This is a genomic window from Tenacibaculum pacificus (assembly GCF_027941775.1).
Taxonomy (GTDB): Bacteria; Bacteroidota; Bacteroidia; order Flavobacteriales; family Flavobacteriaceae; genus Polaribacter; species Polaribacter pacificus_A.
Map to the genome: position 1 here is coordinate 1,807,063 of NZ_CP115917.1, position 13,440 is coordinate 1,820,502.

At 25.5% G+C, this 13,440-nt stretch carries 10 protein-coding genes; all 10 read left to right on the forward strand.

What is annotated here, in order from left to right:
- The first annotated feature begins 159 nt into the window (after positions 1–159).
- The 10 genes from PG913_RS08110 to PG913_RS08155 all read left to right on the forward strand — a co-directional run bounded on the left by PG913_RS08110 (position 160) and on the right by PG913_RS08155 (position 12,718).
- Complete coding sequence (locus tag PG913_RS08110) at positions 160–882, forward strand: PH domain-containing protein (protein ID WP_271230297.1); 723 nt, start codon at positions 160–162, stop codon at positions 880–882.
- A gap of 148 nt (positions 883–1,030) precedes the next feature.
- Complete coding sequence (locus PG913_RS08115) at positions 1,031–1,660, forward strand: hypothetical protein (RefSeq protein ID WP_271230298.1); 630 nt, start codon at positions 1,031–1,033, stop codon at positions 1,658–1,660.
- Positions 1,661–4,835: 3,175 nt separating this feature from the next.
- Positions 4,836–5,240 (forward strand): hypothetical protein, encoded by a 405-nt coding sequence (locus tag PG913_RS08120; RefSeq protein ID WP_215044979.1) that lies wholly within the window; start codon positions 4,836–4,838, stop codon positions 5,238–5,240.
- A 43-nt stretch (positions 5,241–5,283) separates the two neighbouring features.
- Positions 5,284–5,652, forward strand: a complete 369-nt coding sequence (locus PG913_RS08125) for an SMI1/KNR4 family protein (protein WP_239794798.1) — start codon at positions 5,284–5,286, stop codon at positions 5,650–5,652.
- 172 nt (positions 5,653–5,824) lie between these two features.
- The gene (locus tag PG913_RS08130; RefSeq protein ID WP_271230299.1) at positions 5,825–6,331 is read left to right on the forward strand and encodes a hypothetical protein; all 507 of its coding nucleotides are present in this window, start codon (positions 5,825–5,827) and stop codon (positions 6,329–6,331) included.
- A gap of 166 nt (positions 6,332–6,497) precedes the next feature.
- Positions 6,498–7,007, forward strand: coding sequence for a hypothetical protein (locus PG913_RS08135; protein ID WP_271230300.1), 510 nt, complete (start codon positions 6,498–6,500; stop codon positions 7,005–7,007).
- 1,005 nt (positions 7,008–8,012) lie between these two features.
- Positions 8,013–8,726, forward strand: coding sequence for a hypothetical protein (locus PG913_RS08140; protein ID WP_271230301.1), 714 nt, complete (start codon positions 8,013–8,015; stop codon positions 8,724–8,726).
- 713 nt (positions 8,727–9,439) lie between these two features.
- Entirely contained in the window at positions 9,440–10,270 is an 831-nt protein-coding gene (locus tag PG913_RS08145; RefSeq protein WP_232153096.1) for a hypothetical protein, read from the forward strand.
- Positions 10,271–11,189: 919 nt separating this feature from the next.
- Positions 11,190–11,480 carry a hypothetical protein gene (locus PG913_RS08150; protein ID WP_271230302.1) on the forward strand — a complete coding sequence of 97 codons (291 nt, stop codon included), beginning with the start codon at positions 11,190–11,192 and terminating at the stop codon, positions 11,478–11,480.
- A complete protein-coding gene (locus PG913_RS08155; RefSeq protein WP_271230303.1) occupies positions 11,477–12,718 on the forward strand; it encodes a hypothetical protein in 1,242 nt (413 codons plus the stop codon). The genes PG913_RS08150 and PG913_RS08155 overlap by 4 nt, the downstream gene beginning before the upstream one ends.
- Positions 12,719–13,440 lie beyond the last annotated feature (722 nt).

Sequence of the window (13,440 nt, forward strand, 5' to 3'; positions counted from 1 at the left end):
TACTACTGCCAACACCGTATATAATTTATTGCTGGCTTCTCGCCTACTTACGAAAGTCCTCGCGGACTTTCTTGGTCGGTAATTATTTACTAAATTAGTTGCTTGAAACACGCAACAAACCATATACAAACACGTTGGCTATAATTAAAAAAATTAAATATGAAAAATTGTATTATTTGTGAAAAAGAATTAACTATCCTTAATAAATCACCTTTTGGAAATAAAACAAAAGATGGTGATAAAATTTGCACTAATTGCGTAAGGAATTATAGTTTTGGAAAAGACAAAGAAATGCTGATTTTATTCAGTAAAGTAAAAAAACATTCAACAAATGAATTTCTAAACAAATTTCAATCATTAAATAAACCTTTAAATGCAATTATCGAAAAAATAAAAAGATTAAACCCAAATATTACTGATAAAAGTGAAATAAAAGAACTTCCTAATATCTTAACAAATTCAGAAGAAATTGAAAAAATTGATGCAGGTTTTTTATCTAATGGTAAAGGATTTACAGGAAATGGTCTTTTAGTTGCAACAAATTACAGACTAATATTTATTGACAAACCAACCATTGGTTTTGGAATTAAAATGGAAGATTTCCCATATAATAAAATTTCTTCCGTATCTATAGAAACTGGAATTTTAAAAAGTCAATTAAAATTAATATGCTCTGGAAATACCGCAAAAATTAATTTAATAAATGGAGCAAAAGAATTTTCAGAATTTATAAGAAATAAAACATTATCTGAAAAAGGTAAATTTAGAAATAATAATGATATTTTAAAACAAATTGAAAAATTATCGGAACTTAAAGAAAAAAGAATTTTAACGGAACTTGAATTTGAAACAAAAAAAACTGAATTATTAGAAAAACTATAGCCAACACCGTATATAATTTATTACTAGTATTAACCTACTTACGAAAATCCTTAGGGGATTTTCTATTCCGCTTTTATTTACTAAATTAATTGCGCGAAATACGCAACAAATAATATACAAAAACGTTGTACACAATTTAAGAACACCAATGAAAACAGTAAAAACCGATATTAAAGTACTTTCCCAAACTGATAGCGTTAGACTATACGTAATCGAACACACTTTACATATAGAAACATTAATCTCGGAAGCAATCGGCAGTTTATTAGGTGTTGAATATGAAAAATCAAAATCTTTCGGTTTTGGTTCTACTGCACTTTCTTTTAGCCAAAAAGTTCAGATAATTCAGGACATAAAGGGACTTGAGTCTGAAATGACTAAAAAGCTGACTTGTCTAATGAATATTAGAAACAAATTTGCTCACGTCCAAGAAGTAGATAGTTTTGAAAAATTATTTGAAATCGCAAAAAACGGAACGCAGATAAAAAATCAACTTGAAAAGTGGAACAATCTTGACGATAAAAATGACGAAGATGACACTCACAAGTTTTTGTTTTTCAAATTAGCAGAAGAAATAACCAAAATGCTTTGGGAATTGCAAGTAACAGAACGTTCGACAAAAGCCGTATTACAAGCGGAAAGTGATTTTCAAAAAAGTCAATTAGAATCTTTTAAAGAAATAATGGCTGAATCTGAAAATCCAGCACAAATAAATGAAGAAGTTTTAAGTAGAACAATTAAAAAAGTTCCGCATCTTCGAGTTGAAAGAAAGAAATAAAAACTGTGTACAACACCGTATATAAAAAATTGCTGGTGTTGTGCTAAAACAAAGGTCGTTGCACGTTTGCTACGTCTGAATTTCCTTCGAAAATTCCTCGCACGCAAACCCGCAACTTTCCATATACAAACACGTTGGGTTTCATTAGCGGAAATCGTTAAAATTTGAAAATTTAGTTTTTAAATAAAATTTAAAAATAGCAGAGAAAATATTTAGAAAAAGCTCCTGTAATTACCTCAGGAAATCACACAAAAAATCATTTTGAAAATTATAGTTTTTTAAGAATGTTTTTTACATTTTGAAAAATTCTAATTGAAAATTGTTGTGTGAAAATAGAAATATAAAATGAGAGAATTTTAAAATCAAATTTTACATTTTCTATATTTTGAAAAATTATAGTTCAAAACTGTTGTGTGAAAATAGAAACGTGAAATGAAAGAGTTTTAAAATCAAATTTTACATTTTCTACATTTTGAAAAATTTTAGAAAATATGAAAAATAGAAATTGAAGCTCAAAGCGTGAAAATTAAAACCGTAGAATTAAAAACTTTGAGAAAAATAATTACTGTAAAATATGAGAATTTAAAAAATAGGTAGAAAAAAAATACAAAAAATATAAAACGAAAACCCAACAGCGTGCATAGTTCATTGCTTGTTGATTTTCTTGCAGAAAATCCTCGCGCACGTTGAAGTTTTAGTTTTTTAAACTATATTAGTGCTGTAATTCCGCAACGAAACCACGCACAAATACGTTACCTAAAACTCGAAAAAATTACTCGGTAGAATTAAAGTTTTTTAGATAAATTGAATAATTTAGTTTTTAATCAAAATTTAGAATTGCCTAAAATACAGAAAAAAAAATCTTGTGGAATTAAACAAAATGCAAATTTAAGTTTTTAGATAAATTGAATAATTTAGTTTTTAATTAAAATTTAGAATTGCCTAAAATACGGAAAAATAAATCTTGTGGAATTAAACAAAATACAGATTTAAGTTTTTAGATAAATTGAATAATTTAGTTTTTAATCAAAATTTAGAATTGCATAAAATATGGAAAAAAAATCTTGTGAAATTAAACAAAATGCAAATTTAAGTTTTAAGATAAATTGAATAATTTAGTTTTTAATCAAAATTTAGAATTGCATAAAATACGGGAAAACAAATCTTGTGGAATTAAACAAAATACAGATTTAAGTTTTTAGATAAATTGAATAATTTAGTTTTTAATCAAAATTTAGAATTGCATAAAATATGGAAAAAAAATCTTGTGGAATTAAATAAAATTCAGAATTAAAATTTTAGAAAAATTGAATAATTTAGAAAATAAAAAAAATCGCATTAGGTAACACCGTGTATAATATATTGCTAGCTTCTAGTCTATTTAAGAAAATTATTTTTAAATTTTATATTCCGTTTTTATTAACTAAATTTAGAACTTAAAATACGCAACAAATCATACACAAAAACGTTGGTTTTCATTATTCAGAAAAATATGAGTTTTAAAGTAAAAAGCAGAAATTTTCAAGAATAAAAAAAAGTGTGTTTATCTAAAACAAGATTAAAAATAACAGCGGGAATTTAGCTTACTTTCGGACTTGAATCGTGAAAATTAGTTCGCACAATTTGCGAAAAATATAGAAACGTGAGCAGTTTGTAGAATTTTAAATAACCCTAAAATAAAAGCCTGAAAATATATTTCTAAAATTTTAAATAAATATTTTTTTTGAATAAAATAAAATATAGAAACGTGAAAATTCACGCGAATAAAAAAGTAGAAACGTAAATAAAACGTGCTTATTTAAATGTTTCATAACAAAAACCAACAATGCGTAATCAAAAATTGCTTATATTTATCAAATAATTTGAAAATATTGCTATTTTTGGCAAGCTACTATTTTCCTGCGGAAAATAGAGTACGCTTTTAAAAAGCAACTTTTATTACACTAGAACGTTGGGTTTCATTAGAGAAAAAAATAGTTAAAATTTAAAAATTTAGTTTTTAAATAAAGTTTAAAATAGCTGGAAAGATATTCAGAAAAACTCCTTGAATTACCTCAGGAAATCAAATAAAAAATCATTTTGAAAATTATAATTTTTTTAAGAGTATTTTTTTACATTTTGAAAAATTATAATTGAAAATTGTTGTCTGAAAAAGTCATTTTGAAAACTATGGTTTTTTTAAGAATATTTTTTGCATTTTGATAAATTCTGATTGAAAAATGTTGTGTGAAAATAGAAATGTGAAATGAAAGAGTTTTAAAATCAAATTCTACATTTTTTACATTTTGAAAAATTTTAGAAAATATGAAAAATAGGAATTGAAGCTAAAAATGTGAAAATTAAAACCGTAGATTTAAAACTTTGAGAAAAATAATTATTGAAAAATATGAGAATTTAAAAAAACAGCTAGAAAAAAACACAAAAACCATAAAACGAAAACCCAACAATATGCATAGTTCATTGCTTGTTGATTTTCTTGCAGAAAATCCTCGCGCATGTTGAAGTTTTAGTTTTTTAAACTATATTAGTGCTATGTTTTCGCAACGAAACCATGCACAAAAACGTTGTGTCTAATGGCGGAATTTCCTCAGAAATTCCTAATGAGTATTTTATAAACCAAAAATTAAGCTGACACAAACTCTAGACAAAAAACACTAAAAAATGAAAAAGACTTCTACTCTATTAAAATAAAAAATTGAAACGTGAAAAAATAAGCGCAGAAAAAATTATTTTAATAAAATAGCTGAATAGAAGCAGAAACGTAAAAAACTGAGCAAATAGGCGGAATTAAGCTCTGAAGCGCAAAAAATTGTTGATATTAAAAAGTAATTATGAAAATTCATAAATAAATTGAAAAATTTAAGCTTTTAATAAAATTAATGAATTGAAAGTTGAAACGTAAGAAAATCCGCTAAATTAAACTCTGAAATCAAAAAAGCTCATTAAAACGAAAATGGAATTATAAATAAATTGAAAAATTTGAATTTCTAATAAAATTAATGAACTAAAATGCAAAAACCACTAAACACAACAACGTATATAATTTATTGCTAGTTTTTAAATATTTATGAAAAGCTTTTTTTAAATTTTATATTTCACTTTTATTAACTAAATTAGTTGCTCGAAATACGCAACAAATAATATACAAAAACGTTGTGTGCCATTTGAGAAAAATATGAACGAACCAATAATCATTGAGGAATTAGGAAAAATTTGGGGAAGAGATGCAATATTTTTAGACGAAATTGAATTTGACGGAACTCATTCTGTAAAACTGATTGGAGATTTTAATGGTTCTTTATGTGAAAGCGTTGAAAACGACAAATGGATTTCATACGAATTGACATTTAAAGGAATATTAGAATTTAAAATGACCGAATTGGACTTTTTTTCAAATACGGAATATACTTCCAGTTTTGAAAAAGTTATTGGTTCTGACATAATAAATGGATTTTCTAAAAGTTCACAAAATTTTAAATTAAAAGAATCGCACAATCATTATGTTTTTCATACTTATGACGATGTGATTGAAATAATTGCTTGTGAATTTGAATTAAAACTTAAACCGAAAAAAGAATAGAAAAACTGCGGATTACAGTTTTGTGTCATTTAAAAAAAATTATATGGAAAAATTGAATGAATTGGAAAAAGAACTCAACCTGACTTTTCCATTGATTTATAAAAAGTTCTATTTAGAATGTGAAAAGTCAATTCCAAAGGCAATGATTGGAACTGACTTATATCATAATAAAAATGAATTGAAAGAATGGGCTTTAGAATTATTGAAGGAAGATAATGCAGAAAATTTTCTGAGTGAAAAAGATTTTGTTTTTATGATGCATCAAGGCTATATGTTCTGGTATTTTAAAGCAAACGGAACTGAAAATCCTAATGTATATTTTTACCTAGAAATGAGTTTAAAACCAGACCAATTGACTGATTTAAAAACTTTCATAACTGAATATCCAAACGTTGGAATAAAAACTGAATAAAAAACGGCACACAACACCGTATAAACTTTATTACTAGTTATAGCTCACTTGGGAAATTCCTTCGGAATTTCGCCGTTCGTGTTTTATTTATTAAATTCACTGCTTAAACCACGCAACAAAGCTTATACAACAACGTTACCCAACATTAACCACTCAAAACTGAAAGAAAAAATTGAAAGCTGAATTTATTTATCAACCGACTTCTGGTCAATATGAAGAAAAAACTTTTGACCTAAATACAGTGTGGAAAAGTCAAATTTGGAGTTGGATAAAATTCACAACAAATAGCGGAATTGAATGGGTTGGAATGTTTCGAGGAGAACCTAAAAAAGTTGCAATTGCGGAAAAAATAAATCAGGTTGCAATTTTGACAAGTGACGGATTTTATATATTGGATATTGAGAAAAGAGAAACTCTATTTTTTGACCAACAAACTGAATTTAGAGATTTAGCGGAAATTCCAACTCAAGATAAATTTATTATTGCGGATTATGACCAAATTGGAATATTTGACAAAAATTATAAAACGGAATTTATAAATCTAGAATTTGGAGTTGACAATATCGTATTTGGAAAATATAGCGGAATAAAATTAAAGGTAAACTTTGAGAAATTGCCTGATTATGAAATTATAAACGGATTTCTGAATACGGAAAATTGGAAAATTGAATCGGAATAAAAACGTTGGGTAACACCGTATATAATTTATTGCTAGTTATAGCCTACTTACGAAAATCCTTAGGGGATTTTCTATTCCGCTTTTATTTACTAAATTAGTTGCTTGAAATACGCAACAAATAATATACAAAAACGTTGGGCAACATTACCAATTACACTCAAAAGGAATGAAAAAAGTAAATAAAAAAATTGAAAAATTAGTTTTAAAATATCTTGAGAGTTCTGATAACTTTTGGGTTGACTTATTTCCTTTAATTGAAAAATCTGAATACTCGTACTTTGATTTCTTTAATATTCTTTCTGAATTAATAAAAGAGAAAAAAATAAAAATAAAAGACGGAAATAATATTAGTTTCTTGAAACTTACTAAAAGAGGAAAGTTAATTAACGAAAACGAGTTATTCTTTAAAATTGATAAAAAAGAAATCAAAACTAAATGGTTTAATGAACCTTGGATTGGATATTTAATTGCTTTCATTACTTTGCTTTTTGCTTTTTATCAAGGTTTTCAAAATCATTCTTTAGAAAAAGATATTTCTTCATTAAAATTGAGTATTGATTCATTGAGGAATGAAGCTCTTTCTCATAAAAAGAAACTTGACTCTCTGAGTGTTCGATACGTTCTCTTTGAATCGAAATTGTCTGACTTGAAAAATAATACTGAAAAGAAAAAATAATAACGAATAAAATATAAATATGAACTGGTTGAGCATGTTTGAATTTCATAATAGTTGAATTTAAACTCATTCACTTTAATATTGGCGGAATGAAAACCATAATTTGAATAAAAAACGATTGCCCAACACCTTGTATAATTTATTGCTTAGCAAAAGCTTACTTATGAAAGTTCTCAGAAACTTTCTTGGTCTGTTGTTATTTATAAAGTAAATTGCTTAAAACCGCAACAAACCATACAAAAACACGTTACCTAAAACTCGAAAAAATTACTCGGTAGAATTAAAGTTTTTTAGATAAATTGAATAATTTAGTTTTTAATCAAAATTTAGAATTGCCTAAAATACAGAAAAACAAATCTTGTGGAATTAAACAAAATGCAAATTTAAGTTTTTAGATAAATTGAATAATTTAGTTTTTAATTAAAATTTAGAATTGCCTAAAATACGGGAAAATAAATCTTGTGGAATTAAACAAAATACAGATTTAAGTTTTTAGATAAATTGAATAATTTAGTTTTTAATCAAAATTTAGAATTGCATAAAATATGGAAAAAAAATCTTGTGAAATTAAACAAAATGCAAATTTAAGTTTTAAGATAAATTGAATAATTTAGTTTTTAATCAAAATTTAGAATTGCATAAAATACGGGAAAACAAATCTTGTGGAATTAAACAAAATACAGATTTAAGTTTTTAGATAAATTGAATAATTTAGTTTTTAATCAAAATTTAGAATTGCATAAAATATGGAAAAAAAATCTTGTGGAATTAAATAAAATTCAGAATTAAAATTTTAGAAAAATTGAATAATTTAGAAAATAAAAAAAATCGCATTAGGTAACACCGTGTATAATATATTGCTAGCTTCTAGTCTATTTAAGAAAATTATTTTTAAATTTTATATTCCGTTTTTATTAACTAAATTTAGAACTTAAAATACGCAACAAATCATACACAAAAACGTTGTAAGCAATGCGTGAAAAAACCAACACCTTCGAACAATAAATGAAAACTGAAACACTAATTAAGTTTTATAATGATAATGAAATTGAAACTGTTAAAGATTATTTAAACACAGTTATCAATAATATCAAAGAGACATCCAAATTGGTCTATAAATATTTAATGTATTTAATTGCTATTCTTTTTATATACTATTTATTACAAGAAAGCACTTTGAAATCAGTAAAGTTTGGTGTAATTGACATAACGGATTTAAAAGTTATCAAAATATTTATTCCACCGATTTTCGCAATAGTTTATCTGATTGTTTTTGTTGGAGAATACAGAAGAGAACATTTAATGCATCAAGCGAAAGTTCTATTCAATCTAATTAATAAAACTGAAATGAAATCTGATGATTTAGAAAGACATTATTTTAACGATTTCAATATTTCTTTCTTGCCATTTTATTTGCCTGCTGAATTGAATCATAAAATGAGAAATTCTTTGTTTTGGGACTTTATAAGCGTTATGACCTTATTGATTTTATATTTAGTTTTGAGTACAGCTTTATACGTATTTGAATTTTATATTTTAAAAGAATTATTTGAATTATGGAATGAGAGTTTTTTAATTAAATCTGTTTTCGTAATTACTTGCATTTTGATTTTCATTTCATTCTATTTTTCTTTTAAAATTGTATTTAAAAAACAAAGAGAAGTGAAACAAGACAAAGAATTTTGGAAATTAAGAAAGCTGGAAAATCATGATGAATAAAGCACTGCTTACAACAACATATATAATTCATTGCTAGTGCTAGCCTACTTACGAAAATCCTTAGGGATTTTCTATTCCGTTTTTATTTACTAAATTAGTTGCTCAAAACACGCAACAAACCATATATAAAAACGTTGTAATTAATGGCGGAATTCAGCCAGGAATCCCTAATTAGTGATTTATCTTTTCTAGAAATTAATATTGAATAATATTACACTGGAAAAATTGAAAATGACTTCTACCCTATTTTTAGAAAGTAAATCCTAAAAAAGAGAAAAACAGTATTAAACTCTGAAAAATGAAGCGTGAATAAATCGGTGGAAATTAATTAAAGTGGAGTTTTAAGCAGAAACGTGAAAAAAGACAGAAGTTAACGCTGAAAATAAAGCGAAAATTAATTGAAGCGGAGTTTTAAGCAGAAACGTGAAAAAAGGCAGAAGTTAACGCTGAAAATAAAGCGTGAATTAATTAAGGCGGAATTTTAAGACGAAAACGGAAAAAAGAAAGATAAATAAAACGGAAAAATTGAAAATTAAGAAATGAGAAATATAGTTAGAAATTCACTAATTACAACAACATATATAATTTATTGCTAGTGCTTATCTACTTACGAAAATCCTTAGGGGATTTTCTATTCCGTTTTTATTTAATATATTTAGAACTTGAAATACGCAACAAACCATATATAAAACCGTTAGCAAAAATTAAGAGATATGAGAAAATTATTTAGCCTGTTATTACTTATGCTAGTTTTTGCTTGTGTAGATAATAATGAAAATGAAGAACCGGTTCAAGAAGAATTTTCAATTGATATTGAATTTTTAACTGATAAATTAGAAGTTGACCAACCTATTTCTTTTAAACTAAAATCAAATCAAAATATTATAAGTTACAGTGCTTCTACCAATATTTTTGCAAAAAATGACAATATTAATAGTAATATTACTATACTTAATACTGTTGTAAAATCAAACCAATCAAATTATGGAAAAACTGTTGATATAATTTTAAGTTTTGGAAAAACTGGAAAGAATACTATTTATTTATCTGCTCAAAACGAAAAAAACGAAGTACTTGAAAAAGAATTTGAAGTAAACGTGTTAAAAGGAACATCTGTTAAAATAAAGAGTTTAAAAGTAATATCATTTAAAAATATCAACGAAACTTGGGATTCTGAATATTCAAGTAATGATATTAATCGGTTAGCAGATTTGGCTTTTTTATTAGAGAAAACTCATATTGGTATATCTCTATCTAATGAAATATTATATAATAGTTCTATTTGGTATATATCTGAAGTTTTGGAAAATCAAGGTAATTTGAATTGGGATTTAAATAGTAAAAATTTGAATATTAATCCAAACTTTAAAATGAAATTCAGTTTGAGTGACTTTGATAACAATGGCTTTGTAGAAGATCTTCTTTTAGGGCCACCTTATGAGATTGAGTTTAGTTTTAAAGAGTATATCCAAGAAAAACCAAATAAAGTGATTTTAAAAAAAGAGAGTATTGATTTAGAAGTTGAATTTGAACTTGAATGGTAAAACTTTTGCTAACACCGTATATAATTTATTACTAGTACTAGCCTACTTACGAAAATCCTTAGGGATTTTCTATTCCGCTTTTATTTACTAAATTAGTTGCTCGAAATACGCAACAAATAATATACAAAAACGTTGCTAAAAACTCGGAAAAATAAAATGCTGAAAACCAATATTGCGGAATTGAAAACGTAAAATTATAATTTTGCTCAAATTGAATAATTTAGAAAATATTGAAAATTTAGAGTTTTTTAAAAGCTGAAAATAAATATCGCGGAATTTAAAACGTGAAATAAAGTTTTACTCAAATTCAATAATTTAGAAAATATTGAAAAATTAGAGTTTTTTAAAAAACTGAAAATAAATATCGCGGAATTTAAAACGTGAAGTAAAGTTTTACTCAAATTGAATAATTTAGAAAATATTGAAAATTTTGAGTCTTATAAAACTGAAAATAAATATCGCGGAATTTAAAACATTGAAATAAAGTTTTACTCAAATTCAATAATTTAGAAAATATTGAAAATTTTGAGTCTTATAAAAAATGAAAACAAATATGGTGGAGTTTAAAAAAATTGAATTAAAGTTTTCGTAAAATTGAATATTATAGTAAAAAATTAAACGAAAAATCGCATTTAGCAACAACATATATAATTCATTGCTCATTTATTTTCCTGCGGAAAATACTCGCAAATGTAGATGTTTGAGTTTTTTAAACTATATTAGTTGCTCAAAACACGCAACAAACCATATATAAAACCGTTGGCAGTAATACGAAGAAAAACCTATGAAATATAAATTTCCGAAAGTTAAATTAAATAAAGAAGGTAATTTTGGACCTACTAAAAACAAGAATTTTTACCACCCCGTATTCTATCATAATAAAACTGCAAAAAATAATTCTGACAAAACAAAATGGGTTTTGAAACAGAATGAACAATATGAAGTGTTCCGATTATCTGACGAAGGGAAGTGGATTTGTAAGGAAAAAAGTGGACTATTTGGAATTTTAGAAAATGGAGACATTATTCTTGGTACTGGAGAAGAAAGATTATCTTTTTTTCCAAATCCTACGAATTCTAATGACCCTTGGCACGGTTTCCCTGTTAACAGTGGAGAATTTGAACCAAGTGTAAAAACAGTAGATAAGTGGCTAGAGGATGAAGTTATCGACAATAGAATGCATATTAAAATATTAAAAGGCGCTATATGAAAACTCTTAAATTTACATTAGAAGTAGACGCTATTGAAAGTTACATATATAGCGGTCATTTATTTCTTATTTTATTAAACGGTAGAATTGCATATTCACCATTATCTCGAATAATATATAAACTTATTAATGAATACCCTGATTTTGAAAATTTGATAAGAGTTTCATTTCAGCGTAATGACTATCTTAATAATAGGCAAGCAGAAATCTTTTTTGGAATTGGGGAAATGAAAAAAAGTTTCATTGACTTATGGAAAAAAGCTTCTGAGGAAATGGAATTCCAAATTATACTTGATGAAAATGATTATACAGTCATTGATGAAGTGCCAACAATGCCTGTCCTTGACCTTAAAATGTATGCAATGCGTTTATATATTGGAAGTAAAGAAGGTTTGTATGAAATTAATTTAAATTCTGACGATAGATATAATTTAGAACCTACTAAACCTCAAAAACGTTTTGATGCAAAAGTAACTTGTTTGAATGCAAAATCAGGAGAAATAATTATTTCGTCAAATAGTAATGGTTTATTTCACGGAACATTTTTAAACAGTTCTAATTCTCTTAAAGTAAATGAAAAATCTGTTTCTAAGAAATCAATTAGAACTGGTTGGTCAGGATATGACGTTATAAATTATGATAAACAAAATGATTTTGAGTATTACGTAAATGAAACTGAAAAAATTGAAGACAAACTAAATTATTCAAAGTTTGATGAAAATAGTGAAAGAAGAAGAATAACCGATTTTGGTTCTTCAAAATTTGACCTTTCGACTTTATTAGCTTATTCAAGAATAGAAAAAGAACAAATCAACTATTGCTTTAATAGTTCAACTTCAGGATTCTTTTTTATGAAAGATGGAAGTTTTGTAAATATTAACTTAAAAAAACCAAAAGATAAAAATTTATACTTTGTATCAAGAAATAAAGCTTTACCAACTTTAAAAAATGGTAATGCAAACTTCTTAAAACCTTTATCTACTTCAATAGTTCCAGAAGGCTGTGTAGTTGAATATTTTGACAAGGTTGTGCTTTATCAGAATTCTAAAGCCAAAATAATTGAAGAAAGTCCTTCAATTAATGTTAGAACATATCCTTCATCAAAAAGATATAGGAATTTGATTTCTGTTACTAAAGAAAAAGAAATAACAATTCATTCAATTTTCCCTTTTAAGGAAGATAGTTTTGACCTAACAGTCGAAGATTTCGAAAATAATAAAATATTTAAATTTATATAAAGTACTACTGCCAACACCGTATATAATTTATTGCTGGCTTTTTGCCTACTTGCGAAAGTCCTCGCGGACTTTCTTGGTTGGTATTTATTTACTAAATTAGTTGCTAAAAACACGCAACAAACCATATACAAACACGTTGTAAAAAACTCAAAAATTTCGGTAGAATTTAAAATTTAAGAAAATATTTGAAATTTCCTTAAATATGAAAAACAATCTGGCGGAGTTTTTAAAATATGAATTAACGTTTTTAGAAAAATTGAATAATCTCATTTCTAATCAAAATTCAGAATTGCCCAAAATATAGATAAATAAATATGGTAGAATTGAAAACGTGGAATTGAAGTTTTCTTCAAATTGAATAATTTAGAGAACATTGAAAATTTAGAATTTCCTAAAATATGGAGAAATAAATATCGCGGAATTAAAAACGTGGAATTGAAGTTTTCTTCAAATTTAATAATTTAGAAAATATTGAAAATTTAGAATTTCCTAAAATATGGAGAAATAAATATGGCGGAATTAAAAACGTGGAATTGAAGTTTTCTTCAAATTTAATAATTTAGAAAATATTGAAAATATTGAAAATTTAGAGTTTTATAAAAACTGAAAATAAATATGGCGGAATTTAAAACGCAGAATTAAAGTTTTACTCAAAAAAAGTAATTTAGAAAAAAATTAAAAGAATATTTAAACAAAAAATCGCATTTTACAACAACGTGCAT

What these genes read in the sequence shown, in the direction of transcription:
- PG913_RS08140 (WP_271230301.1), top strand. Translation starts at nt 8,013, where the DNA reads ATGAAAACTGAAACACTAATTAAGTTTTATAATGATAATGAAATTGAA.
- PG913_RS08145 (WP_232153096.1), top strand. Translation starts at nt 9,440, where the DNA reads ATGAGAAAATTATTTAGCCTGTTATTACTTATGCTAGTTTTTGCTTGT.
- PG913_RS08110 (WP_271230297.1), top strand. Translation starts at nt 160, where the DNA reads ATGAAAAATTGTATTATTTGTGAAAAAGAATTAACTATCCTTAATAAA.
- PG913_RS08155 (WP_271230303.1), top strand. Translation starts at nt 11,477, where the DNA reads ATGAAAACTCTTAAATTTACATTAGAAGTAGACGCTATTGAAAGTTAC.
- PG913_RS08135 (WP_271230300.1), top strand. Translation starts at nt 6,498, where the DNA reads ATGAAAAAAGTAAATAAAAAAATTGAAAAATTAGTTTTAAAATATCTT.
- PG913_RS08120 (WP_215044979.1), top strand. Translation starts at nt 4,836, where the DNA reads ATGAACGAACCAATAATCATTGAGGAATTAGGAAAAATTTGGGGAAGA.
- PG913_RS08115 (WP_271230298.1), top strand. Translation starts at nt 1,031, where the DNA reads ATGAAAACAGTAAAAACCGATATTAAAGTACTTTCCCAAACTGATAGC.
- PG913_RS08125 (WP_239794798.1), top strand. Translation starts at nt 5,284, where the DNA reads ATGGAAAAATTGAATGAATTGGAAAAAGAACTCAACCTGACTTTTCCA.